The sequence below is a fragment of the Bradyrhizobium sp. genome (assembly GCF_016213215.1).
Taxonomy (GTDB): domain Bacteria; phylum Pseudomonadota; class Alphaproteobacteria; order Rhizobiales; family Xanthobacteraceae; genus Bradyrhizobium.
On record NZ_JACRAW010000107.1, the window covers coordinates 87,359 to 110,846 of the forward strand.

General features: G+C 63.7%; 22 protein-coding genes. 9 read left to right on the top strand and 13 right to left on the bottom strand.

Translation table 11 applies throughout. From position 1 onward, the window contains the following. Positions 1 to 99: 99 nt before the first annotated feature. A complete protein-coding gene (locus tag HY852_RS18380) occupies positions 100 to 1,602 on the top strand; it encodes a sensor histidine kinase (protein WP_291606205.1) in 1,503 nt (500 codons plus the stop codon). Between the two features lie 34 nt (positions 1,603 to 1,636). Here HY852_RS18380 and HY852_RS18385 read toward each other — a convergent pair whose 3' ends face one another. Further along, entirely contained in the window at positions 1,637 to 2,371 is a 735-nt protein-coding gene (locus HY852_RS18385; protein WP_291606261.1) for a cytochrome c biogenesis protein CcdA, read from the bottom strand. Between the two features lie 1,095 nt (positions 2,372 to 3,466). Here HY852_RS18385 and HY852_RS18390 point away from each other — a divergent pair. Continuing rightward, the gene (locus HY852_RS18390) at positions 3,467 to 3,601 is read left to right on the top strand and encodes a hypothetical protein (protein ID WP_291606206.1); all 135 of its coding nucleotides are present in this window, start codon (positions 3,467 to 3,469) and stop codon (positions 3,599 to 3,601) included. 170 nt (positions 3,602 to 3,771) lie between these two features. After that, positions 3,772 to 4,167 carry a helix-turn-helix transcriptional regulator gene (locus HY852_RS18395; protein ID WP_291606207.1) on the top strand — a complete coding sequence of 132 codons (396 nt, stop codon included), beginning with the start codon at positions 3,772 to 3,774 and terminating at the stop codon, positions 4,165 to 4,167. Positions 4,168 to 4,508: 341 nt separating this feature from the next. Here HY852_RS18395 and HY852_RS18400 read toward each other — a convergent pair whose 3' ends face one another. The 3 genes from HY852_RS18400 to HY852_RS18410 all read right to left on the bottom strand — a co-directional run bounded on the left by HY852_RS18400 (position 4,509) and on the right by HY852_RS18410 (position 8,063). Continuing rightward, on the bottom strand, positions 4,509 to 5,588 hold the full coding sequence (locus tag HY852_RS18400; RefSeq protein WP_291606208.1) for an isocitrate/isopropylmalate dehydrogenase family protein: 1,080 nt from the start codon (positions 5,586 to 5,588) through the stop codon (positions 4,509 to 4,511). A 124-nt stretch (positions 5,589 to 5,712) separates the two neighbouring features. Beyond that, positions 5,713 to 6,780, bottom strand: a complete 1,068-nt coding sequence (locus HY852_RS18405) for an alcohol dehydrogenase (RefSeq protein WP_291606209.1) — start codon at positions 6,778 to 6,780, stop codon at positions 5,713 to 5,715. A 77-nt stretch (positions 6,781 to 6,857) separates the two neighbouring features. Then, complete coding sequence (locus HY852_RS18410; protein WP_291606210.1) at positions 6,858 to 8,063, bottom strand: CaiB/BaiF CoA-transferase family protein; 1,206 nt, start codon at positions 8,061 to 8,063, stop codon at positions 6,858 to 6,860. Between the two features lie 201 nt (positions 8,064 to 8,264). Between HY852_RS18410 and glgA the strand changes: the two genes are divergently transcribed. Continuing rightward, positions 8,265 to 9,686: a glycogen synthase GlgA gene (glgA, locus tag HY852_RS18415; RefSeq protein ID WP_291606211.1), complete on the top strand. Its 1,422-nt coding sequence runs from the start codon at positions 8,265 to 8,267 to the stop codon at positions 9,684 to 9,686. A 7-nt stretch (positions 9,687 to 9,693) separates the two neighbouring features. Here the strand turns inward: glgA and HY852_RS18420 are convergent, their stop codons facing one another. After that, positions 9,694 to 10,851 carry a patatin-like phospholipase family protein gene (locus HY852_RS18420; protein ID WP_291606212.1) on the bottom strand — a complete coding sequence of 386 codons (1,158 nt, stop codon included), beginning with the start codon at positions 10,849 to 10,851 and terminating at the stop codon, positions 9,694 to 9,696. 28 nt (positions 10,852 to 10,879) lie between these two features. Continuing rightward, positions 10,880 to 11,704, bottom strand: a complete 825-nt coding sequence (locus tag HY852_RS18425) for a 3-hydroxybutyrate dehydrogenase (protein WP_291606213.1) — start codon at positions 11,702 to 11,704, stop codon at positions 10,880 to 10,882. Between the two features lie 185 nt (positions 11,705 to 11,889). On the opposite strand from HY852_RS18425, the gene HY852_RS18430 reads away from it, so the two are divergent. Next, the gene (locus HY852_RS18430) at positions 11,890 to 12,792 is read left to right on the top strand and encodes a LysR family transcriptional regulator (RefSeq protein ID WP_291606214.1); all 903 of its coding nucleotides are present in this window, start codon (positions 11,890 to 11,892) and stop codon (positions 12,790 to 12,792) included. Positions 12,793 to 12,804: 12 nt separating this feature from the next. Here HY852_RS18430 and HY852_RS18435 read toward each other — a convergent pair whose 3' ends face one another. After that, entirely contained in the window at positions 12,805 to 13,521 is a 717-nt protein-coding gene (locus tag HY852_RS18435; protein ID WP_291606215.1) for a peroxiredoxin-like family protein, read from the bottom strand. 83 nt (positions 13,522 to 13,604) lie between these two features. Next, positions 13,605 to 13,892: a hypothetical protein gene (locus tag HY852_RS18440; protein WP_291606216.1), complete on the bottom strand. Its 288-nt coding sequence runs from the start codon at positions 13,890 to 13,892 to the stop codon at positions 13,605 to 13,607. Positions 13,893 to 14,127: 235 nt separating this feature from the next. Between HY852_RS18440 and HY852_RS18445 the strand changes: the two genes are divergently transcribed. The 4 genes from HY852_RS18445 (at position 14,128) to HY852_RS18460 (ending at position 18,115) form a co-directional block, all read left to right on the top strand. After that, entirely contained in the window at positions 14,128 to 14,622 is a 495-nt protein-coding gene (locus HY852_RS18445; RefSeq protein WP_291606217.1) for a DUF302 domain-containing protein, read from the top strand. A 78-nt stretch (positions 14,623 to 14,700) separates the two neighbouring features. Next, positions 14,701 to 16,062, top strand: a complete 1,362-nt coding sequence (locus tag HY852_RS18450) for an NAD(P)/FAD-dependent oxidoreductase (RefSeq protein ID WP_291606218.1) — start codon at positions 14,701 to 14,703, stop codon at positions 16,060 to 16,062. 120 nt (positions 16,063 to 16,182) lie between these two features. Beyond that, positions 16,183 to 16,665, top strand: coding sequence for a cupin domain-containing protein (locus HY852_RS18455; protein WP_291606219.1), 483 nt, complete (start codon positions 16,183 to 16,185; stop codon positions 16,663 to 16,665). Positions 16,666 to 16,897: 232 nt separating this feature from the next. Further along, entirely contained in the window at positions 16,898 to 18,115 is a 1,218-nt protein-coding gene (locus tag HY852_RS18460) for an MFS transporter (protein WP_291606220.1), read from the top strand. Here HY852_RS18460 and ccoS read toward each other — a convergent pair. From ccoS to ccoP, 5 genes are all read right to left on the bottom strand, one after another. Further along, the gene (gene ccoS / locus HY852_RS18465) at positions 18,112 to 18,297 is read right to left on the bottom strand and encodes a cbb3-type cytochrome oxidase assembly protein CcoS (RefSeq protein ID WP_291606221.1); all 186 of its coding nucleotides are present in this window, start codon (positions 18,295 to 18,297) and stop codon (positions 18,112 to 18,114) included. The genes HY852_RS18460 and ccoS overlap by 4 nt on opposite strands. Continuing rightward, positions 18,298 to 20,490: a cation-translocating P-type ATPase gene (locus HY852_RS18470; protein ID WP_291606222.1), complete on the bottom strand. Its 2,193-nt coding sequence runs from the start codon at positions 20,488 to 20,490 to the stop codon at positions 18,298 to 18,300. It abuts the gene before it with no gap. Positions 20,491 to 20,501: 11 nt separating this feature from the next. Further along, positions 20,502 to 21,005 carry a FixH family protein gene (locus tag HY852_RS18475; RefSeq protein WP_291606223.1) on the bottom strand — a complete coding sequence of 168 codons (504 nt, stop codon included), beginning with the start codon at positions 21,003 to 21,005 and terminating at the stop codon, positions 20,502 to 20,504. Positions 21,006 to 21,025: 20 nt separating this feature from the next. Then, positions 21,026 to 22,492 carry a cytochrome c oxidase accessory protein CcoG gene (gene ccoG, locus HY852_RS18480; protein WP_291606224.1) on the bottom strand — a complete coding sequence of 489 codons (1,467 nt, stop codon included), beginning with the start codon at positions 22,490 to 22,492 and terminating at the stop codon, positions 21,026 to 21,028. A 121-nt stretch (positions 22,493 to 22,613) separates the two neighbouring features. Beyond that, positions 22,614 to 23,486 carry a cytochrome-c oxidase, cbb3-type subunit III gene (ccoP, locus tag HY852_RS18485; protein ID WP_291606225.1) on the bottom strand — a complete coding sequence of 291 codons (873 nt, stop codon included), beginning with the start codon at positions 23,484 to 23,486 and terminating at the stop codon, positions 22,614 to 22,616. Positions 23,487 to 23,488 lie beyond the last annotated feature (2 nt).

Here is a 23,488-nt window from a genome sequence, read left to right on the forward strand (position 1 = left end):
AACTACGCGCGCCACTCGGATTTTTTGTGTCGCACTGAGCATGCCGCCCCTATCCTGCCGTCAACGTGGTGCAAGCTACGCCGAATCGGGCCTCCTGAATTGCCGAAGTTATCCCTACCTGTACGGCTCACGCTCCTCGTTGCGGGCACCACGCTGCCGCTGATCCTGTTCGCAGGGAGTATCGTCCTTCACGATTATCAGGTCGCGAGAAACGAGGCGACCGGGCGCGTGCTCGATACGGTGCGCAGCGTGCGCCTCGTGGTGGACGCCGAGGTGCAGCGCATGACCGGCGGCCTGCAGGTCCTCGCGCTCAGCCGTTCATTTCGCGACGGCAGCTTCGACGAGTTCCGCAGAGGAGCTTCCGGCTTTCTCGCCCAATACGGCGAGGGCGGCCTTCTCGTGGTAACTGACCGCGAGGGCCGCGAGCTGTTTTCGTCCCAGACCGAGAACAAGGATCGGCCGTCGGGCGATAACCGCAAGGTCGTGCAGAAGGTGTTCGCCAGCAAGGCCCCGCAATACTCCGACTTGTTCATGGATGCGGTCAGCAACCGCTTGATCCTGACCATCGAAGTGCCGGTGATGCGCGACGGCGAGGTCTTGTACGGTATCTCCTTCAGCCCGCCCATGAGTATGTTTCAGGAGCTGATCGAGAAGCAGCGACCCGACCAGCGGTGGATACTTGCGCTGCTCGATGGCAAGGGCATCGTGTTCGCGCGAGCCCCCAACTTGAACGAAATGTTCGGCAAGCGGGCGACGCCGTCCATCTATGACTACATGTTCCAGAAGCCCGAGGCGACGCTCACGACCGTTTCACTCGAGGGCATTCCGCTGACTGGAGCTTACGCACGGTCGACGCTGACCGGCTGGACGGTCGCCGCCGGCATAGCCGAGAGCTCGCTGATCGCTCCGCTCTGGCGCAATCTTGCGATCACCAGCCTGATCGGTGGCATCCTGCTTCTGACCGGCCTCGGCTTCGCCCTGCGCATGGCCGCGACGATCGCGCGCGGCGAAATGCTGCATGGCCTGTTGATCGAGGAGCTCAATCACCGCGTCAAGAACACGATGGCGCTGTTGCAGGCGATCGCGGTGCAGACATTCCGCAGCGCCAAGCGCGAGGAGCGGGAGAAGTTCGAGGGCCGGCTCGTGGCGCTCGCGGGAGCGCACAACCTTCTCAGCGAGGAGATGTGGAAGGGCTCAGATCTGAAGGATGTCCTCAAGCGTGTGCTCCAGCCGTTGCTGAGCAATTCCGACCGCATCCGGATGAGCGGCCCCGACGTGCCGCTGTCGTCGCGGCTGGCCGTGGTGATGTCGATGATCGTGCACGAGATCGCGACGAATGCGGCAAAGTACGGGGCGCTTTCCAACGACGTCGGCACGGTCAGGGTCGATTGGGAGCTGATGACGGACAGTCCCAAGCCGAAGCTGCGATTGATCTGGACCGAAACCGGCGGACCGCCGGTCGTCGCGCCGGTGCACCGCGGCTTCGGATCGCGCCTGATCGAGCGCAGCGCGCGCGATCAGCTCGGCGGCGAGGCAATTGTGGATTTCCTGCCGTGCGGCGTCGTCTACACCCTCACGTGCACTCTGGAGGACGCGCGCTAATCTGAAACCGGGCGAGCCGAGCCGCGGCCCGTGCCTAACCGATGCTTTGCAGAGCTGGGAATGTCTCGAGCAACCAGATGCTCACATTCGTGACCGTGCCGGTGAGAAAGCCGATGCCGGTGATCACCATCAACACGCCCATCGCCCGCTCGACGTTGGTGAGATGTCCCTTCAGCCGCGCAAAAGCCGATGAGAACTGCTCGATCATGAAGGCAGCGAGCAGGAAGGGAATCCCGAGCCCGGCCGAGTAGACCGCAAGCAGACCTGCGCCCTTGGCAACCGTCGCTTCGGCGGCCGCGATCGAAAGGATCGCGGCCAGGATCGGGCCGATACAGGGCGTCCAGCCGAAGGCAAAAGCGAGGCCCATGACATAGGCGCCCCACAGGCCGACGGGCTTGGGGATCGGCAGGCGCCCTTCCCTCATCAACAGGCCGAACCGGGTCAATCCCAGAAAGTGCAGGCCCATGGCGATGATGACGATGCCGGCGAGGATCGATAGTTCGGCCGACCACTCCCGGATCAGGGATCCGATCAAAGAGGCGCTGGCGCCGAGAAGCACGAAAATGGTCGAGAAGCCCAGGACGAACAGCGCGGCTGAGAGCATCACCGCGCGCCTCGAGGTCGCGACCGGCTCATTGCTCTCGACGTGCTCGATGGTGGCACCGGTCAAATAGACCAGGTAGGGCGGAACAAGAGGCAGCACGCAGGGGGACAGAAAGCTGACCAGACCGGCGATCAGCGCTGCCGGGATAGAAACGTTTTGAATCATGCATCCATAGCCATTTGGTCCCGGCGGCGGCGCAGCCAGCGCGCCGGCCGGATTGAAATCCGTCCGTCTGGTGTAACCGATGCAGGGGATACGCGACAGAAGCAAGAGCCACGGATCGAACGCAGCCAAGGGGGCGATCACAGGTGCGACATTGCGGCGCGAGCAACTCGCGGCAAAGGCACGACTTTTGGCCGGCCGGAGCAGCGGGTGTGCCATGGCTCGTCTTGCTCGACCTCCCGCCGCAACGCCCCGGGGCGGTGGATTCCGGTCGCAGAGCGCCCGCAGTTCCGAGCCGCCAATCTGGCCAGGCTTCACCTGAGATCGCGAATGGCGATGGAGCCCAGATCGGCGGCCTCATGGCCGCGGCATTCGGTGCTCTTCGAGCCTTAGAGAACCGAATGCAATCGGCCGTCTGAACTCGCCACCGGCGTTCTTCCCATTCCGCGCTGCAGGAACGTCGCTGCCATTCCTCCGCGTGCCCTGCGCTCGCGAGAACTCCCGCGTGCTCGAAGAGCAATTCAGGCACCAGCCGTTGCTGCCGACCAAGTGCCAGGCTTGCTCGGAAAATGTCCACAGTGATGCAGATAAACGCAACCAAGGATGACTGCCGCTGCGAGCGCAGACCGTGTTTCGTGCGAGAGGCCCCTTCTCGATACTGGCGCGCACTGCCATCATGCAGTGCGTACCCGAGCGACCCGATTAGAGGTCGCTGGGCCAGCTAACCTTCCCCAACCCTCCGGGCTGGATGTCAGGCCAGCCGGCGGCTCCCGCCTGGTATCCCGTCAGAGTTGTAATCTACCCATTATTCTGGCAGACTACAGTTGAGAAAAAGACTTGTTTGCATCTGCGGGCGCTGTGAGATCGATGAGCACCCGCGCGCGATGATATTGCTGGTTTTCGACGTTAGAGGTGGTTGCCCGGATTGTCCGCGAAGTGATGAGGTCTGGCGCCCTCGCGAGGGCACCTCGGCCTGACCGTACTCCATGTCCTCCCGGTCTCGATTGCATGTCTCCGCTTGCCTGCAACATTCAGAAATCAATAAAGAAAAACCGCACTCTCCGTATGGTTGCGGACTTGACGAGGAGGCACCTTGTCATGCACGTCTTCAATCCGATCGCTTCCAGAGGAATGTTCGAAAGCGACGAAAGCGGCGCCGAACACATCTGGCCGGTGAAGAAGCAATTAGTCGTGACCAATGGCGCGGGCGGTGTGCTGTTGGCCGGATTATGATACCTCAGGTTGTACTTCGCAAGGCGGCTTGCCGGGGCCTCTAATCCGGCAAGATTTCAGTGGTTTACAGGTAAATTCCTACATTCACGCAAGTCGAACGCGGTATAAATGGGTGAACCCCTGACCCACTCTTCGGGGGGAGGTTTCAACCGAAGATCGGTGAGAGCAGTATGAACAAATCAGCGGCGAAGAGAATGAAGCAGCGAAGTGCCGGCAAGCCCGATATCGAGCTTGGCAAGCGCATCCGCCTCCGGCGCGTGGAAATGAAGATCTCCCAGGCAGAGCTTGGCGAGAAGCTCGGCGTCAGCTTCCAGCAGGTTCAGAAGTACGAGAAGGGCGTCAATCGCGTCGGCGCAGCTCGCCTCCAGCAAATCGCCTCCGCCCTCGATGTACCGGTGACTTTCTTCTACGACGGCGACAACAAGTCGCGCGAAGTCGAAAGCCTCCTCTTCCTGGACAGCGCGTTCAGCCTGAGGCTGCTGCGGGCCTACAGCAAGATCAAGGATCAGACGGTGCAGCGACAGCTCGTATCGCTGATGGAATCGATCGCCGCGAACGAGGACTGAGCGTCACTGCTCGGCCGCTCGCGGCCCTCTCCCTGCACTTCCACTCGCTTTCGTAGTGGAAGCAATCGATAACGCCAGCCGCCGATCGGCGCTCTCTCGTTGGGCCAGACCTTATTCCGGTCTGGCCGTGACGATGAAGGATGATGGCATATTGACGTCCAGCGACCCGACGATGTTGTCGGCAGCCGCGGGTGTAGAATGTCGCCGGCGCGACTCGATAGCTGAACCGATATCCACCAGCTTCCCTTTTTGCTGCGCAGGTTCGGCACCTAAAGCGCGACAGTTTTTGATTGAGCATGATTTTTTCGGAAAACCGGTGCCCAGTGTTTCCGGATCATGCTCTAGAGAGCCGCGAGCACCGCCTTTACGATATCGACCGTGCCGTTGCTGCCGCCGAATTCCATCGGCTTGATTCCCTCGGCATAGGCCGCATCGACCGCGCGCTCGATGCGCTCGCCGGCGTCCGCGGCGCTCTCGACGCCGTGCTTGTCGGCGAGCCAGTCCAGCATCATTGCCGCCGAGAGGATCATGGCGGTGGGGTTCGCTTTACCCTGGCCCATGATGTCGGGCGCAGTGCCGTGACAGGGTTGGAATACCGCGTGGCGGTCGCCGATATCGGCGGACGGCGCCATGCCCATGCCACCGATGAGGCCCGCGGTCAGATCGGAGAGGATGTCGCCGAACATGTTCTCCATCACCATCACGTCGAAGTCCCACGGACGCTTCACCAGCATCGCCGAGCACGCGTCGACATATAGGCGGTCGGTCTTCACCTCTGGATGACGTTTAGCGGCCTCATCGAACATTTCACGAAAGAAGGCGAAGGCCTTGAACACGTTGGCCTTGTCGACGCAGGTCAACGCACCCGGCCTGCCGCGGGCCTTGCGCCGCTCGGCAAGGCGAAAGGAGAACTCGAACAGGCGTTCGGAAGTCCTGCGCGTGATCACCAGCGTCTCGCGCGCATCCTCATGGGTGACGACGCCCTTGCCCATCGAGGCGAACAGGCCTTCGGTCGACTCCCGGATCACGACGAGATCGATGCCGCGCGCATCCGCGCCGACGATCGGACTCGGCACGCCCGGTATCAGCCGCGCCGGACGCACGCCGGCATAGAGGTCGAAAAGAAAGCGCAATTCGACCTGCGGCATAATCTCGGTATTGTCGGGATAGCGCACGGATGGCAGGCCGCAGGCCCCCAGCAGGATGGCGTCCGCCTCCTCGCACAGGCGCACCGTGCTTTCCGGCATCGATTTTCCGGTCGCAAGATAATGGTTGGCGCCCGCGGCCGCCTCGGTGAAGCGGAACTTCAGGTCCGACTTCGCCTCGACCTTGCGCAGGATCTCGAGCGCCGGCGCCATGACCTCCGGGCCGATGCCGTCGCCGGCCAGCACTGCGACGTGGAACGCGTTGTTTGCGGACATGGATTCTCCAGTGGAAAGGAAGGGACCACGTCGCATTTGCGAGGAGCGACGCTACGAAGCAATCCAGACTTCGTCCGCGGATGGATTCCTGGATTGCTTCGCTTCGCTCGCAATGACGGCGCGATTACGGCGTCAATATCGCCCGCCCCACCAGCGCGCCCTTCTGCAGCGCCAACAGCGCGTCGTTGGCCTTCGAAAGCGGCATTGTCGTCACGGGGATCGGCGGCACCTTCCTGGCTCGAACGAGGTCGAGCAATTCCTTTGTCTCGCGCAGGTTTCCGACGTAGCTGCCCTGGATGGTAACCGCCTTGATCGGAATCAGCGGCAGCGCCCACGGCGCGCCGCCGCCGAACAGGCCGACGATGACGAGCTTGCCACCCTTGGTGAGGCAGTCGAAACCGAGCTGCGCCGTGGCGGCGTTGCCGACGAGGTCGATCACCGCGCGGATCGGCTCGCCCGCCTTCTTGGTGAGCTGCTCCAGCGCGTCGGGGGCCTTGCCATCGACGGTCGCAAGCGCACCAGCCTTCTCGGCGGCCTCGCGCTTGCGGGCGTCAATGTCGACGACGATCGCGCCCTTGCCGCCCATCGCTTTCAGCAGCGACAGCGCCATGAGGCCAAGGCCGCCGGCGCCGAAGATCACGATCGGCGTGTTGAAGTGCTGCTCGACCTTCTTCAGCGCGCTGTACGTTGTGACCCCGGAGCAGGCGTAGGGCGCCGTCGTGACCGGATCGAGGCCTTTCAGGTTGAGGAGATAGCGCGGGTGCGGCACGATCATGTGATCGGCATAGCCGCCGTCGCAATAGACGCCGAGCGATCTTGAGGTAAGGCACATGTTCTCATCGCCGCCAAGGCAGGTCGCGCACTTGCCGCAGCCGAGCCAGGGATAGACCAGCGCGACGTCGCCGATCTTGAGGTCGCCCTGGTCGGTCGACTTGACGTCGGGTCCGAAGGCAAGGACTTCGCCGACGCTCTCGTGGCCCATGGTCAGCGGCAGCGCGATGCCGCGATCCTTCAGCGACAGCGGCTTGCGCCCGTGGCCGAGATCATAGCCGCCTTCCCAGATGTGCAGATCGCTGTGGCAGACGCCCGCCGCCTTGACCTTGATCAGCACCTGGGTTCCCGACGGTTGCGGCGTCGGTTGATCGACCTCCATAAGGGGGGCTTTGAAATCGGCGACCTTGAAGCTTTTCATTGGCGTTTCTCCCGCTAGCTCTTTGTTTTGCCCGCCAGCATGCCATGCCTGGCGGGGCGAGACAAACCCGGCTGGCTTCAAGCCCGGGCCGCCGGAACATCCGTGCCGCGGAACGCGGCCAGCTGCTCTTCCGACAAGCCGGCCTCCTGCAGCAGAACCCGCGTGTGCTCGCCGAGCGTTGCCATCCGCTTTGCGGGGCTGACGTCGGCGCCCGACATCCGGAACGGCAGGTTGAGTACCCTAAATGTGCCGCCGCCATCTTCGACCTCGGACAGCGCGCGCCGGTGGACGAGCTGCGGATCACGCAGCGCTTCGGCGATGGTGCGATAGGCGGAAGCCGGCACGCCGTTCGCGCTGAGCGCGGCGAGGCAATCCTGTGTCGTCATCTGCCGCGACCAGCCTTCGACAGCCTCCATCAGCAGCGACCAGTTCTCGCGGCGGTCGGCATAGCGCGCAAAGCGCGGATCGGTCGTCCACTCCGGGCGCCCGATCGCCTGCATCAGGGATTCGAAGCTCTTTTCGCTGGCGATGGTGATCATGACGTAGCCGTCCGCGGTTTCCGTCGGACCGAACATCGGACGCGGCGGAGGCTTCACGTCAAACTGCGCGGCCTGCACTTCCATGACCGTGAGCGACAACATCGACTCCATCATGGAGACGTCGATGTGCTGGCCTTCCCCGGTCACGTTGCGCTGATAGAGCGCAGAAGCGATGGCGCCGAAGGCATAAGTGCCGGTGACGACATCGGCGTGGTAGATGCCGCAATAATCCGGCCGGTCGCGACCGGGCTGGTAGGCAAGATGCGCCATGTCATAACCCGAAGCCGCATGGATGACGGGCGCATAGGCCGGCAGCTCCGACGACGGACCGGTCTGGCCATAACCGGAGATCGAGCAATAGATCAATCTCTGGTTGATGACGCGCAACGATTGGTAGTCGAGCTTCAGGCGATGCATGACGCCCGGCCGGAAGTTCTCGACCAGGATATCCGCCGTCGCTACCAGCCGACGAATCGCTTCCAGCCCTTCACCTGATTTGAGATCGAGCACGATACTCTTCTTGCCGACATTGAGCTGGCCGAACACGGTACTGCAACCGTTGCGCACGGGCGGACGGCTCCGCATCGTCTCGCCCTCCGCCGTCTCGATCTTGATGACCTCCGCGCCCATGTCTGCAAGCATCCGCGCGCAATGCGGACCTGCGATGGTGGTCGAAAAATCGAGTACGCGCAGACCTTCGAAGACCTTTGTCAAACTACGCTCATGCTGATCGGCTATGGTCATCCTGGGGTCCCTAATTGCCACTGTTTCTCATCTGGCTTCGGCGCAGCACCGTAATTTACCGAGCTGTGGCAGGGAAGATCTCAAGCGGCAGAAATAATCTTCACTGGATAGAAACCTTTGCGCTCTTACAACCACAGGGCGTGGACAGAAGTTGGACCTGTTCTTGCATTACTTCAGACAGGCTCATGAGAGGGCGGTTTCTTGAGAGTCCTATTTGTCACGACTGAAATGGACGACTACGTCCGTGTGGGCGGACTGGCTGCGGTTTCGGCAGCTCTGCCCAGAGCTTTGGCCATGAGGCCGTGGATGGATATCCGGATCATGCTACCCGGATATCGCGAGGTCATTGAGCAGCTCACGCACATCGAGATTGCCGGTACCTGCAAGGCATTCGCGGAAATGCCGGCGGCGACATTGGCGCTCGCGTCCACCCGAGACGGCTTGCCCATCTACGTCCTGCTGTGCCCGCAACTGTACGAGCGCCCCGGCAATCCCTATGGCGACGAGTCCGGCGAGGATTGGCCCGACAACGACATCCGTTTCGCGCGCTTTGCGTCTGCCGCCGCTGAGCTCGCCGCAGGCACTCTGGACAAAAATTGGGCAGCGGACATGGTCCACGCCAATGACTGGCAGGCGGCGCTTGCGCCCGCCTACCTCGCCTGGCGGGGCATCAATCTGCCTTCGGTCATGACCATCCACAACCTCGCCTATCAGGGGCTCTTTCCAAAGGAATCGCTGCGCCGGATCGGCGCACCGGAGAGCTCGTTCCACATCGACGGAATCGAATTCTACGACAAGGTCTCCTTCCTCAAGGGCGGCCTGGTCTACTCCTCGCACCTCACCACAGTGAGCGCGACCTATGCCAAGGAGATCACGACCGCCCAGTTCGGCTGCGGTCTCGAAGGACTACTTCGCCTTCGCGCGGATGCCGCGCAGTTGACCGGGATCCTGAACGGCATCGACGAAAGCTGGGATCCCCGCTTCTGCTCGCATCTGGCACAGCCCTTCGGCGCCGGTGACTGGGAAGGCAAGCGCGCCAATGCCGATTACGTGCGCAAGCAGTTCGGTCTTGGCGTCTCCCGCGGTCCGCTGTTCGGCATCGTCGCACGCCTCGTCCACCAGAAGGGCATCGACCTCGTGCTGGAGGCCGCCGACGAGATCATCGATGCCGGCGGGCAGATCGCCGTCATCGGCTCGGGCGAGCCGGCGATCGAGCAGGCCCTGATCAAGGCGCACCGCCGAAGACCGGATGCGATCGGTGTCGCGATCGGATTTGATGACGCCCAGGCACGGCGGATTTTCGCCGGCAGCGACTTCACGCTGATGCCGTCGCGCTTCGAGCCGTGCGGATTGAGCCAGATGTACGCCCAGCGCTTCGGCTCGTTGCCCATCGGACACCAGACCGGCGGGCTTGCCGAGACGATCACCGACGGCGAGACCGGATTCCTGTTCAGCAAACCGTCGCGGGACTCCTTCCTTGGCGGCATCCGCCGGGCGTTCTCGACCTTCGGGGCGCACGATCGGCTCGACTCCATGCGCCGCACTGCCATGTCGCGCTCGTTCAGCTGGGACACCTCGGCAGGCTCCTACAACGCGCTCTACCGCAAGGTCGCAGCGGCGTAGGTTCCGATCACTCCGCCGCCATGGGCATGGCTTCGGCCTGCTCGTGCAGGATGACGCCCGACAGCGGATCGAACTCGCCGATCCAGGGCGGGCGCTCCAGCACCGCCCTGGTGTGGCGGTAGCCTGCATCCCAGCGCCGCATGATGCCCGATGGACTGAAGTCGATGTCCTTGGTGTGGGTCTCGCGATCGAGCTGCGGCGCGAGCAGCCGCACGACGTGCATGCGGGTCGGGCAGCCGTAGCTGATCAGCTCCCTGACGGCAGGATTGTCGCGTTCGCTCTTGGGAAGTAGCGCGGCGAGCTGGTTGATGACATGGCGCAGCCGATGCGCCTGCTGCTGGCGCGCGATCTGGCTGGCAATGCGGCTGGAATATTGCACGTCCTTGTGCCGGTTAAGCACCTCCGCCATCGTCGTCGGCTCTGCGCCGACCGGATTCCACAGGTGCACGGCGAAGATCAGCGAATCCTTGCGCGGATTGTCGTCGAACACCGCCTCGGTCGGCGTGTTGGAGAGGATGCCGCCGTCCCAGTAGAGCTCGCCGTCGATGCGCACCGCCGGAAAGGCCGGGGGCAATGCGCCCGAGGCCATGATGTGAGCCATCGTGAGCTCTCCATCGCGGCTGTCGAAATAGCGCATCCGGCTGGTGCGGACATGCGCGGCACCGACGGTCAGGCGCGGCGTGCAGCGGTTGAACAGCCTGAAATCGACAAGTTCGCCAAGCGTTTTCTGAAGGGGCGCAGTCGAATAGAATCCGGCATGCTCGGCGCCCAGCGGATAGGAATCGCCGGCATGCGCCAGTGGATTGGGCCGGAAGAAGCCGGGAATGCCGTTTGTGATCGTGGACCAGTAGGTGAGCTTGTCGTTGAACCCGGGAAAGGCGGCGTGCAGATTCCAGATCGGATTCTGCTCCATCCGTTTCCAGAATTCCTTCAGCCGCGCCAGCCTGTCCTGCGGCTCATTGCCGGCGATGAGGCTTGCGTTGATGGCGCCGATCGAGGTGCCGATGATCCAGTCCGGCTCGATGCCGGCCTCGTGCAGCGCCTCATAGACGCCGGCCTGGTAGGAGCCGAGCGCACCACCGCCCTGCAGCACCAGGACGATCTGACCCGGCAGATCCTTCGCCGGCCTGCCGCCGCGTGCCTTGTTGCCTTGCATCCCGTGCATGTTCCACTCCCGAGCGTTATGCCGACCTTCAGTGCGCGGTCCAGCCGCCATCGACCGGCAGCGCGATGCCCGTGATCGAAGCCGCGGCGTCGGTCGAGAGAAAGACCGCGAGTGCGCCCAGCTCTTCGACCGTGGCAAACCGCTTGTTGGGTTGCTGCGCGAGCAGCACGTCGCGAATTACCTCGTCACGCGAAATGCCGTGCGCCCTCGCCTGACCGTCGATCTGCGCTTCGATCAGCGGCGTGTAGACGTAGCCGGGGCAGATCGCGTTGCAGGTAATGCCCTCTTCCGCGGTCTCCAGTGCGGTGACTTTGGTGAGACCGACGAGGCCATGCTTGGCCGCCACATAGGCCGCCTTGAATGGCGATGCGACGAGGCCATGAGCGGACGCGATGTTGATGACGCGCCCGAATCTGTTTCTGCGCATCGCCGGCAGCGCTGCCCGCGTGGTGTGGAAGGCGGACGAGAGATCGACCGCCAGGATCTGGTCCCATTTCTCGACCGGAAACTTTTCGAGGGGCGCCACATGCTGGATGCCGGCATTGTTGACGAGGATATCGAGCCGGCCATGTTGCGCGAGTGCGGCGGCGATCATGTCGCCGATCGAACGCGGCTCGCTCATGTCGGCGGGCGAATAGCTGACGGTGACGGCGCATTCCTTCGAGATCCGCTCCCGCGTCCTGTCGATTTCCGTTGCATCGCCAAAGCCGTTGAGGACGACGTCGGAGCCGGCGGCGGCGAGCGCGCGGGCGATGCCAAGCCCGATGCCGCTCGTCGAGCCGGTGACCAGCGACACCCTGCCGGCGAGCGGCCGCGATGCCGGGGCAATCCGGGATGTCACGGGGATGTTCATGGTCGGAGCCTTCCGTTGGCGCTTGCGGCCGTGCGGCCTTCCTCTGCCAGCGAAATCTGCGGCAGAAGCGTGCTTTACGGAAATGCCCTTTGGCTTCCGAAACCATAGGCCCGCGCTATTGCAGACGTGATACCGCCGGGCGGCCCGATCGGCTAAACTGCGCCCAAGCAGATGGGAGCTGATCCATGGAGATGCACCAGGTCCGCTACTTCCTCGCGGTGTCACGGCTGCTGAACTTCACGCGCGCGGCCGAAGAATGCAACGTGACGCAGCCGTCGCTGACGCGGGCGATCAAGCAGCTCGAAGCCGAGCTCGGCGGCGACCTGTTCCGGCGCGAGCGGCCTGCGGCGCAGCTCACCGAACTCGGCCAGCGCATGCATCCGCTGCTAAAGCAGTGCTATGAAGCGGCGTTGGGGGCGCGCTCGCTCGCCTCCTCGTTCAAGAGCGGCGAAATCGGCGCGCTGAGAGTTGCGCTAACTCATTCCATCGACTTGTCGCTGCTGATCCCGCACCTCGACCAGATCAGGCGCCAGTTCAACCGACTGGAATTCCGCTTCCTGCGCGGCACCGGCCGCGAAGTCGCCGAATATCTCAAGAAGGGCGAAGCCGAGCTCGGCATTGCCGCGGAAATCGACGAAGCATGGGAACGGCTCGACGTCTGGCCGCTATTCACCGAGAATTTTGATCTCGTTGTCAGCAAGGGACACCCGCTGGCCGAGCGCGGCAACATCGAATTCGACGACCTGCGCTCCGAGCAACTGCTGAGCCGGACCTATTGCGAGCATTCCACGCGCCTCGGCGCCTCGCTGCGCGAGCACGGAATCGATGTCGACCACAGTCACGAGATATCCTCGGAGCGCGACCTGATCGAACTGGTTGAAGCCGATATCGGCATCGGCATGGTGCCGCACACCTCGCCGATCCCGCAAAGCCTGAAGCGGACGGCCGTTGCCGGGCTTGACGCGCGTCGCACGGTGAACCTCTATGGTGTCGCCGGGCGGCAACGAACGGCGGCCGCCTCCGCCGTGATGCGCATGCTGCGGGGCGCGGACTGGCGCCAATTCCTGGATAACTGCGAGGCGACGTAAGCTGCTCCTGCGCTAACGCTCGTGGTTGGCGCGCTGCAACGCCGCCAGCAGATCGTCAATCTCCATGCGCCTGCGGAAATCGGGGTCGACGAACCGTGCCTCGACGACGGCGTCGCGGCCGAGGACGAACACGGCCGGAATCGGCAGCATCCACCCGTCATTGCCGTGGAAGGCAGAAAGATCCTGATGCGCGAGCAGCGCCTGGATTTCGGTGCCGAGCCAGATCGCGAGGTTCAGCGACAGCGCATAGCCGTTGTCGAGATCGGTGAGCACCGGGAACGGTGCGCCCCACTCCGTCTTGAACTTCGTGGTGAATTCCTGCGTCTCCGGCATGATGGCGACGATCTGCGCACCCATTGCCTTGATGCGGTCATGCGCCTGGATCACGGCGCGGACATTGAGCCGGCAATAGGGACACCAGTGGCCGCGGAAGAACATCACCGCGACCGGGCCTTGCCTGAGCAACGAGGGGAGAGCGACCAGTCGCCCGTTCTCATCGGGCAGGATGAAAGGCGGCATCACCTCGCCGGGACGCGGCGCATTCTCGCCACCGCCATTCTCGTTGATCCTCTCCACCAGCCGGTCGACCGCCTCACCATAGGCCGGGAAGATCTCGCGCCCGGCGGCAGCGTAGGCCGTGAGCTGTTCGCTCAGCGTGCCTTCCATGTCGCGACAGCGCAGGAAGGCTTGCCTGAGCCGTTCGGTGTCAGCCGGCGAAAGCGAGTTCATGTCCTGCTCCAGCGATCTGGCATCCTCTATACTATTTTGGCCTAACGGCCGCCCACAAGGGGCGGCCTTTCGGATGGCAGCGGTTAGCGCTTGCTGTAAATTCCGTCCGGGCCGAGCATACCATAAGCCATGTAGAGCTGGTTCCCTTCCATGAAGAACACCGTGTTGTTGGGGACCTTCGTGGCATTCTTCATCATGGCGTCGTGATTCTTCGGCGTCGCGGCCATCGCCATCGACGACATCTTTCCGGGGCCGCCGTAGACGTAGGCCATGCCGGACTTGAACTCCAGGCCCACCTCCTCCGAAAACGCAGAGGTCGCGATCGCGGCAAAGGCGACAGTGGCGATAAGAGTCTTGAACAGTTTCGTCATTGGATGCTCCTCCTGATTGACGTCGACGCCCGCCAATCGGGCGCGCTGGCATCCAACGCCCGATCCGGCATTTGCGGAAATGCCGTTGCTTGATCGGTTCGATAGCCGGCGCGCATCGCGCCGCGATAGCACGGGGCTATCGAATTCAGAGCGAGGTCGCATTTCACCTCCCGCGCCCCGGCTTCCATCCTGCCTGCAATCCACGCTGCGCATGCAACCTGACAGGAGGATTTCGATGACCCGCCCCCTAACCGCGCGCCTTGTCAATCTCTGCACGTCCCTGTTGCTGCTGGTGTTGCTGATATCGGCCGCCACCTCGGTGGCGCGGGCCGACAGCGATGACGGTATCGTCCGTGTCAAAAGCGCCGTGCCGATGTCAGAGGCGATCAGCCGCATCAGGGCGGACATCGCCTCCAAGGGCATCAAGTTCTTCCAGGAAATCGATCAGTCGAAGCTTGCCGCGGATGCCGGCATCAAGCTTCGCCCTTCCACCTTGCTCGTCTTCGGCAATCCGCCGCTCGGCACCCAGTTCATCACCGCAAATCCCAATGCCGGGCTGGACTGGCCGGTTCGCCTGCTGTTGACCGAGAACGAGAACGGCGACGTCTGGGCAGTTTGGACCGACTTCGACTGGATCGCCAGGCGTCACAACATCAAGGACCGCGAAGCGCAGTTCAAGATGGCGACCATGGTCGTCAAATCCATCACTTCGACCATCGTCAACAAATAGCCGCATCGCCCGGCGCGACCCGCCGCCGAGGCACGTGTGCCCGGAACCACGGGCACTCCCAACACGGAGGACGGCCCAATGACCCGCGACAAGTTCGACGTTGTGATCCTGGGCGGCGGCAATGCGGGGATCGGCGTCACCGGTCCGGCCCGGCGCGCCGGCCTGTCCGTTGCGATGATCGAATCCCACGAACTTGGCGGCACCTGCCCGAACCGTGGCTGCACGCCCAAGAAGATCCTGGTCGCGGCCGGCCAGGCCCTGCACGACATCGAGCGCGCAAGCGTGCACCGCATCTCGGTCGGCAAGCCCCGGCTGGACTGGGCTGGCCTGATCGACCGCGAGAAGGAGATGATCAAGGACATTCCGGCAAATCTCGCCGGCGCCATGGCGCGCCGCAACGTCGAAGTGATCAGGGGACGCGGCACCTTCATGGGGCCGAATGCCATCCGGGTCGGCGACCGCGTGCTCGAGGCCGGGCACGTGGTGATCGCGACCGGTTCCAAGCCTCGTCCGCTGCCGATTGAAGGCGCCGGGCACATGACCACCTCCGACGACATGCTGAGCGAGCGCGAGTTTCCCGCCTCAGTGATCTTCGTGGGCGGTGGGGTCATCTCGCTCGAATTCGGCCATGTCTACGCGCGCGCCGGCGCGAGCGTGACCATCCTCGAAGCATTGCCGCAGCTCCTGCCCGCTATGGATGCCGATGCCGTGGCCCGGCTGCAGATGGAATGCGAGCGCATCGGCATTCAGGTCGAGACCAGCGTGAATGTCGAGCGCATCGAGCGCTGCGGCAGCCGTCTGCGCGTGGTCTTCACGCAGGATGGCGTCGAGCATGCGGCCGAAGCCGACCGCGTCGTCAACGGCGCCGGACGTATCGCCAATGTCGATCGCCTCGATCTTGCAGCCGGCCGAGTCGAGCACAATAACGGCCACATTGCCGTTGACCGCCATCTGCGTTCGATATCGAATGCCAAGGTCTACATGTGCGGCGACGCCGTGCCGATCTCGCCGCAGCTGTCGCCGATCGCGACCTATGAAGGCGACATCGTCGGACGCAATATCGTCGAGGGCCCGAAGCACAGTCCCGATTACCAGAGCATGGCTACCTCAGTCTACACCGTGCCCGCGCTCGCCTCGGTCGGCCTCACCGAAGCCGCCGCGAGACGGAAGGGACTGCCGCTCGACGTTCACGTCAACGACATGCACGACTGGTTCTCGGCGCGAACTTACGCGGAGACCGTGGCCTGGTCGAAGATCATCGTCGATCGTGCAAGCGACCGCATTCTCGGCGCGCATCTCGTCGGTCACGCCGGCCAGGAGCTCATCAATATCTTCGGCCTTGCCGTCCGGTTCGGCATCACGGCGAAAGAGATCCGGGAAAACGTCTACGCCTATCCGACCTTTTCCGCCGACATCAAACACATGCTCGGGCATCGCTGACGCATAGCGTCACGCTATCGAAACCAGAGCCAGGCGGCATTTCATTATCAGCGCGACTTCGGCCAAGCTGATTGTATCGCCGGCCGATACCGGGGCCGCGGCAAATAGAGGAGACAGCACATGTTCAGACATCTTGGAATTCTCCGCACGTTCTGGCCGAGCTTCGTTCTTGCCGGCGCGCTCTCGATGACGCTGCAACCGGCGTTCGCCGGCGAATGTCCGGCTGACAAGATCAAGGCCAACGGTCGCGAAAAGGTCGACTTCAAAGCTGTCGGCGTCACGGACGTCACGCTCGGCTCGATCCATCTCGGCAAGCAGCCCGCCGCCATCAAGGATCGCGAACTGCGCTTCCGCAAACTGACGATCGAGCCCGGCGGGGTCGTGCCCTGGCACAGCCATGACGATCGGCCCGCGCTGATCTACGTCCAGCAGGGCGAGATCGTCGAATATGCCAGCAATTGCGTGGATCCGATCGTTCATAAGGCGGGCGACCTGCGCCCGGAAGTGCATGGCACCTCGCACTGGTGGAAGAACCTCGGCAAGGAAACCGTCATTCTCTATGTCGGCGACGTCCGCAAGGATCCGCGCGACCACAACATGTAACGAGCACGACCCCGTTGATCCTCATCCTGAGGAGCCGCAAAGCGGCGTCTCGAAGGATGAGGCCCGCTCTTTTGCCTCACGGTTCAATCCGCGATGCGCAGCATCGTCCGAAGGGGGGCAGCGTTGCTGCGCTCCTGACCATGAGGAACGGGATGTGATGTTCCGGGATTCCCCGTGTCCCCCCGCACGCCGGGCGTCACATCCTCCTTTTCGGCTTCGCAGGAGAGTCGCCATGACCGATCTGTCTGCCCCGATGAAGCCGCAACCGACGATAATGGACGCTCATTCGCCCGGCGTCGTTCTTCGATCCATCGTCATCGGACTGACGGCCTTTCTGACCGTGGTTGACCTGTTCGCGACGCAAGCCATCCTGCCGTCGCTGACGCGGCACTACGGTGTGACACCCGCGGCGATGGGATTTGCGGTCAACGCCAGCACGATGGGCATGGCGATCGCCGGCCTCGTCATCGGCGTCCTCAGTCCGCATATCGACCGCAGGCTCGGCATCCTCGTCAGCCTGACCTTGCTCGCGATCCCCACTACCCTACTGGCCACCGCGCCCAATCTCACCGTCTTCACGCTCCTGCGCATCGCCCAAGGTCTGTGCATGGCCTCCGCGTTTGCTCTGACTCTTGCCTATCTCGGCGAACAGTGCAGCGCGGCCGATGCCGGCGGCGCCTTTGCGGCCTACATCACCGGCAATGTCGCCAGCAATCTGGTCGGCCGCCTGATGTCGGCGGCAGTCGCCGACAGGCTGGGGCTTTCCTGGAATTTCTATTTGTTTGCTGCGCTCAATCTTGCCGGCGCCCTGCTGGTCTATTTCACCATTCAGCGCGTCCGGCCGATGCACGCCAGCGCACCGACGCAAACGCCCGTTGCCGCCATGATCACCCATTGGCGCAACGAAAAGCTCCGTGCCGCCTATGGTCTCGGCTTTTGTATCCTATTCGCCTTCATTGGCACCTTCACCTTCGTGAATTTCGTCCTGGTACGACCGCCACTGTCGCTCGGCATGATGGATCTCGGCCTCGTCTATTTCGTCTTCCTGCCTTCGATCGTCACGACGGTGTTGGCGGGCAAGGCCGTTGAGCGGCTGGGGCCACGGACGACGATCTGGGCCGCGCTAACCGTGGCTGCGCTCGGGCTGCCGCTGATGCTGGCGCCGCATCTTGCCGGAGTGCTGGCCGGCATGGTTCTGGTCGGCGTCGGCACCTTTTTCGCACAGGCTGCAGTCACCGGGTTCGTCGGACAGGCGGCCAGCGGCAATCGCGGCGTCGCCAGCGGGACCTATCTCGCCTGCTATTTCTGCGGCGGCCTCGTGGGCAGCGCGGTTCTCGGCCGATTGTTCGACTCGTTCGGCTGGACGGCCTGCGTCGCAGGCGTCGGCGCGGCGCTCCTGGCGGGCGGCTGGTTGACCTGCCGCCTGACTGTTGGTGACGCGAAGAGCTAGCGCTTGGCAGAGGCCAGTTCGGACGGCTTCTCCGGCGGGGTCTCATCGTCGTCGGAGATCGCTCGCCAGGCGGCGCCGTCGAGATCGTCGTACTGGCCGTTTTTCAGCGACCACAGGAAGGCGAACAGTCCGCCAAGTCCGAGCGCCAGCGCCAGCGGAACGAGAATAACCAGGACTTCCATCTACAATATCCCCTGCGAGGCGCTGCGGGCGCGCAGCGCGTTCAGCATCACCAGGATCGAAGAGCCCGACATCGCGGCGGCTGCGATCAGCGGTGTCACCACGCCGCTGATGGCGATCGGCACCGCCAGGAAATTATAGCAGATCGCAAGCCACAGGTTCTGGCGCATCAGGTGCAGCGCCTTGCGCGAGTAGTCGACAGCCGCAACCACCGGCGCCAGAGGCTTGCCGAGGAACACGAGATCGGCCGTAGACTGGCTGAGATGCGCCGCCGAGATCGGCGACATCGAGACGTGGGCCGCAGCGAGCGAGGGTGCATCGTTCATGCCGTCGCCGATCATCAGTACCCTGGCGCCCTGCCCCTTCAACCGTTCGATGCGCGCGATCTTGTCGGCCGGGGTGACGCCGGCTCGCCATTCGCTCACTCCGAGCGCCTGCGCCGCCGCGCGAACCGCCGGCTCGCGATCGCCGGAAAGAATCTCAATTCCGATCCGGCGCTGCTGCAGGGCCGATATCACCGCCTTGGCGTCCGGGCGCAGGCCCTGACGGACCGAAAAGACGTATCTCTCCCCGCCCTTGCTGAACGCCACGAACGAAGCTTCCGGATCGAGGCCGGCGCTGTCCTTCGCCTTTTGCTCGGCGCCGCAGAACGACGGCCGGCCCAGCCTGATCTCGACACCGTCGATCACGGCGCGCACGCCCTGCCCGGGCTCTTCGATCGCGCCGACGATCGGCGACCTGGCACCGGCAGATTCGGCAACCGCGGCGGCGACCGGATGGTGGCTCGACAACGCGAGCTGTCCGGCGAGCTTGAAGATGTCGGGCGGAATGTCCGCCGCGTTGATCACTTCGAGGTCGGGAACGGTCAGCGTCCCGGTCTTGTCGAAGATGATGTGGTCGGCTTCGGCCAGCCGCTCGATCGCATCACCCGAATTGATAAGCACGGCGGCCTTGAACATTGCGCCCGACGCGACCGTCTGCACGGTCGGAATCGCAAGCCCGAGCGCGCAGGGACAGGTAATGATCAGAACGGCGATGCCGGTGACGATCGCGTCGTGCCAGCTTGCACCCGCGAAGGCCCAGCCCAGAATGGTGAGCGCCGCGGTGGCGTGCACCACCGGCGCATAGAGCCGCGAGGCGCGGTCGGCAAGCCGCATGTAGCGCGAGCGCGCCTGCAGCGCGTTATCGAGCAGGCGCGTGATCTCGGCGAGCAGAGTCGCTTCGGACGCCGCCGACACCCGCACCCGCAGCGTGCCGGAAATGTTCATCGAACCGGCGTAGATCGGCGTGCCGTGCTCCGCGGTCACATACAGCGTCTCGCCCGTGATCAGGCTCTGGTCGATTTCGGAGCGCCCCTCGATCACCATGCCGTCGACGGCGCAGCGCTCGCCGGGACGCAACAGGACGATGTCGCCGGGATGGATCGCCGCGACGGGGACCTGCGAGATTTCATCCGGCCCTACGAACTTGAAGGCGGTCTCGGACTTCAGGGCGGCGAGATTGCCGGCAACGGCGCGGGTTCGCCGCCGCATGTTCTGGTCGAGGAAGCGGCCGACCAGGAGGAAGGTCAGCAGCATGATGGCCGCGTCGAAATAGGCGTGTTCGGCGTGATTGATGGTTTCGACCACCGACATCCCGAGCGCCAGGATCACCCCGATCGAAATCGGGACGTCCATGTTGACGTTGCCGGTGGAAAGCGCGCGCCAGGAGGAACGGAAGAACGGCTGGCCGGCATAGGCGGCCGCCGGCAATCCGATCAGCGCCGACAGCCAGTGGAAGAAGTCGCGCTGCTCGGGCAGCATGTCGCTGACGTTGCCGGACCACACCGGGATCGACAGCATCATCACGTTCATGGTGGCGAACGCGGCAACGCCGAGGCAGCGCAACAGGAAGCGCGATTCCTCGACCTCCGCGGCTTCGGCGCTTGCGGTCTCAAAGGGATAGGCCTTGTAGCCGAGTTCGGCCAGGCGATCGATGAAGCGGGCCGGATCGAGCGTGCCCTCCTTCCATTCCAGCGCGACGCGCCGGGCAGTCAGATTGACCCGGGCCAGCGTGACATCCGGAAACTCGGACAGGCCACGCTCGATCTTCGTCATGCATCCGGCGCAGTGGACGCCCTCGACCGCGAGGTCGATGTGATGGAGGCCGGGGCCGGCATCCTTCACATAGTGCGAGAAATCGCGCGTCACCTGCATCGCGGGTTCCTCTAGTTCAGGACCACGCGGTTCTTCGACAGGAACATGCGGTGGCCGCCCTTGGCATCACCTTCGAGCACGAGATCCCACTGGCCCGGCGCGACCGCGGCGGCGTCGGCACGATAGATGCCGATGCCCACCTCGGCCAGTTCGAGCGGCAGATCGGCGCGCTTGTCGGTCGGTCGCTCGAGCCGTCCCTGGAACTTGAGGCCCGTCATCGGACGCCCGCTCGCGTCACGCGCCTCGACCTGCACCGTCGCGCCGCCATTGTCGCTGCGCTGGATCTGCGCATTGACCTGCCACTTGCGCGACGCCTGCTCATGCGCGGCCATGATCTCCCTCCCGTAGCCGAGGCTTGCGGCATATGGGCTGTCGACCTCGGTCCCGGGCAGGGTCGAGATCGCGAGCTTCATAGCCATGCCGTTGACGCCGATCACGAGCCCAAAAAAGGCGAGCAGCATCAAAAACACCTTTCGTCCGGTGAGCGGCTTCGGCGCTGCGGCGGGTCTTTCCATGACGAAAACTCCTGGAAGCCTTACGGCGAAACGAAATTGTCGGTGGCGGAGGCGACTTCCCCGAGCCCGATATCGGTGACATGGAAACGCACCGGGACCGACTGCTCCGGATTGCTCTCGGAAGGCGCCGTCACCAGCACGCGCAGCTCGCTGGTCTGGTCCCGCCCGATGACGATCATCGGCCGGTCGGGCGTCACCGAATCGACGCCGACGATGTGGACGGTGGCGGCCGTCGGACCGTCGACATCGATGGCGATGACACGATCGAAGCCGCGCTTGTTGAGCAGCCGGATGGTGTAGCCGTTGCGAATCGAGCCGTCGCTCAGCCTCACCGCAACGGGGTTGCGGTCGTGCAGCACGTTGACCTCAAGCAGGCTGCGCGTCGCCAAGGTGTAGAGCATGAGGCCGCCGACGAGGACGATCACGGCAGTGTAAATGAGTGTGCGCGGCCGGACGATGCGGTAGACGGGCAGCTGGCCAGCCTGACGGCGCTCGATGTTGATGTCGTTATCGTAGCCGATCAGCCCGGTCGACCGGTTGATCTTCTTCATCACGTTGTCGCAGGCATCGATGCAGAGGCCGCACTGGATGCACTCGAGCTGCGGCCCGTTGCGGATATCGATGCCCGTCGGGCACACCGCCACGCACTGGTTGCAGTCGACGCAGTCGCCAACCTTTTCGCCGCGCGCGCGCAGTTCGGCCGCCTTCTTTAGCGAGGTGCGCTGCTCGCCCCGGTCGTAGCGATAGGTGACATTAAGCGCCCATTCGTCGGTCAGGGCCGCCTGGATGCGCGGCCAGGGGCACATATAGGTGCAGATCTGCTCGCGCATGAAGCCTGCGAGCAGATAGGTCGTTGTCGTAAGAATGCCGATCCAGACGTAGGCCACCATCGGGGCCTGGAAGGTGGCGAGCTGCTTCACCAGCGTCGGCGCATCGTCGAAATACAGCACCAAGGCGCCGCCGGTCCACCAGGCGATCAACAGCCAGATCGAATGCTTCAGCACGATCTCGGACATGCGCCGGAGCTTCATCGGGCCGGACGAAGCGTCCTTCTTCATTCGCTCGCGGCGGTCGCCCTCGATTAGGCGCTCGACGGCAAAATACAGGTCGGTCCACACCGTCTGCGGGCACAGATAGCCGCACCAGATGCGTCCGCCGATCGAATTCATCAGGAACAGGATGACGGCGGCGAGGATCAGAAGGCCGGTGAAATAGTAGACTTCCTGCGGCCACAGCTCGATGAAGAAGAAGTAGAAGCGCCGGTTCGGCAGGTCGATCAGCACCGCCTGGTCGGGGGCGCCGAGACCGCGATTCCAGCGCACGAACGGCAGCAAGTAGTAGATGCCGAGGCAGACGGCCATCAGCTCCCATTTGATGCGCCGGAAGGTACCCGAAACACTTTGCGGGTAGACCTTCTTGTGCGCCGAATAGAGCGGCCCGACATCGTCCTGAGGCTTGAGATCGTTGGGATTTACGGCCTTGTTCATGGTTGCTGGGATCCATTTCGCAATTGCGTCGCAACTTAGAACCTGCTCAGGCCGGGCAGTTGATCCAGCTCAAAACGGGGGCAGGTTTCCCTGCCCCCGTTTCTTGATTTTGCTGGCCTTTTTACTTGCCGCCGCCTAGCGAGTGGACATAGACCGCCATCGCCTTGATGGTGGCGGGATCGAGCCGCCCTTCCCACGCCGGCATGACGCCAGACCGGCCGTTGGTGATGGTGTCGATAAGGCTGGCCTCGTCTGAGCCATAGAGCCAGATCTTGTCCGTCAGGTTGGGCGCGCCCAATTCCTGATTGCCTTTGCCCTGTTCGCCATGGCAGGCGACGCAGTTGTCGGCGAAGATCTTGGCGCCGGCCTTCGCGTCGTAACCCTGCCGCGTCGGCAGACCCGCCAGCGAGCGGACATGATTGGCAACCGTGGCGATCTCCTCGGCCTTGAGCACGCCGTCCTTCCCGAAGGCGAGCATCTGACCCTCATGGGCCTTGGCGTGACCCGAACGCGCGCCGTACTGGACGGTCTCCATGATCTGGTCGAGCGTGCCGCCCCACAGCCAGTCATCGTCGTTCAGGTTGGGATAGCCCTTCGACCCGGTGGCGCCGGTGCCGTGGCACGGAGCGCAGTTGTCGCCGAACACGACCTTGCCCTTGGCGCGAGCCAAGGCCAGCAAGGCCGGGTCCTTCTCGATATTGGCGAGCGGCGCCGTGGCGAGCGCGGCCATCTTATCGCCGCGGATCTTCTCGAGGTTGGCAAGCTCCACCCCGACATCGGCGCGGGAGGAGTAGTTCCAGATGCCCACCGTGTTGCTCGCCAGCAGCGGCCAGGCCGGGTAGACGACCCAGTAGCCGATGGACCAGATGATGGTGAGGTAGAAGGTGATCACCCACCACCGCGGCAACGGTGTGTTCAGCTCCTTGAGGCCGTCCCACTCATGGCCGGTCGTTGACGTGCCGGAGACGCTGTCAATTTCGCTATGATCGGTCATGA

What these genes read in the sequence shown, in the direction of transcription:
- HY852_RS18385 (WP_291606261.1), bottom strand. Translation starts at nt 2,371, where the DNA reads ATGATTCAAAACGTTTCTATCCCGGCAGCGCTGATCGCCGGTCTGGTC.
- HY852_RS18390 (WP_291606206.1), top strand. Translation starts at nt 3,467, where the DNA reads ATGCACGTCTTCAATCCGATCGCTTCCAGAGGAATGTTCGAAAGCGAC.
- HY852_RS18395 (WP_291606207.1), top strand. Translation starts at nt 3,772, where the DNA reads ATGAACAAATCAGCGGCGAAGAGAATGAAGCAGCGAAGTGCCGGCAAG.
- HY852_RS18400 (WP_291606208.1), bottom strand. Translation starts at nt 5,588, where the DNA reads ATGTCCGCAAACAACGCGTTCCACGTCGCAGTGCTGGCCGGCGACGGC.
- HY852_RS18405 (WP_291606209.1), bottom strand. Translation starts at nt 6,780, where the DNA reads ATGAAAAGCTTCAAGGTCGCCGATTTCAAAGCCCCCCTTATGGAGGTC.
- HY852_RS18410 (WP_291606210.1), bottom strand. Translation starts at nt 8,063, where the DNA reads ATGACCATAGCCGATCAGCATGAGCGTAGTTTGACAAAGGTCTTCGAA.
- HY852_RS18420 (WP_291606212.1), bottom strand. Translation starts at nt 10,851, where the DNA reads ATGCACGGGATGCAAGGCAACAAGGCACGCGGCGGCAGGCCGGCGAAG.
- HY852_RS18425 (WP_291606213.1), bottom strand. Translation starts at nt 11,704, where the DNA reads ATGAACATCCCCGTGACATCCCGGATTGCCCCGGCATCGCGGCCGCTC.
- HY852_RS18430 (WP_291606214.1), top strand. Translation starts at nt 11,890, where the DNA reads ATGGAGATGCACCAGGTCCGCTACTTCCTCGCGGTGTCACGGCTGCTG.
- HY852_RS18435 (WP_291606215.1), bottom strand. Translation starts at nt 13,521, where the DNA reads ATGAACTCGCTTTCGCCGGCTGACACCGAACGGCTCAGGCAAGCCTTC.
- HY852_RS18440 (WP_291606216.1), bottom strand. Translation starts at nt 13,892, where the DNA reads ATGACGAAACTGTTCAAGACTCTTATCGCCACTGTCGCCTTTGCCGCG.
- HY852_RS18445 (WP_291606217.1), top strand. Translation starts at nt 14,128, where the DNA reads ATGACCCGCCCCCTAACCGCGCGCCTTGTCAATCTCTGCACGTCCCTG.
- HY852_RS18450 (WP_291606218.1), top strand. Translation starts at nt 14,701, where the DNA reads ATGACCCGCGACAAGTTCGACGTTGTGATCCTGGGCGGCGGCAATGCG.
- HY852_RS18455 (WP_291606219.1), top strand. Translation starts at nt 16,183, where the DNA reads ATGTTCAGACATCTTGGAATTCTCCGCACGTTCTGGCCGAGCTTCGTT.
- HY852_RS18460 (WP_291606220.1), top strand. Translation starts at nt 16,898, where the DNA reads ATGACCGATCTGTCTGCCCCGATGAAGCCGCAACCGACGATAATGGAC.
- ccoS (WP_291606221.1), bottom strand. Translation starts at nt 18,297, where the DNA reads ATGGAAGTCCTGGTTATTCTCGTTCCGCTGGCGCTGGCGCTCGGACTT.
- HY852_RS18470 (WP_291606222.1), bottom strand. Translation starts at nt 20,490, where the DNA reads ATGCAGGTGACGCGCGATTTCTCGCACTATGTGAAGGATGCCGGCCCC.
- HY852_RS18475 (WP_291606223.1), bottom strand. Translation starts at nt 21,005, where the DNA reads ATGGAAAGACCCGCCGCAGCGCCGAAGCCGCTCACCGGACGAAAGGTG.
- ccoG (WP_291606224.1), bottom strand. Translation starts at nt 22,492, where the DNA reads ATGAACAAGGCCGTAAATCCCAACGATCTCAAGCCTCAGGACGATGTC.
- ccoP (WP_291606225.1), bottom strand. Translation starts at nt 23,486, where the DNA reads ATGACCGATCATAGCGAAATTGACAGCGTCTCCGGCACGTCAACGACC.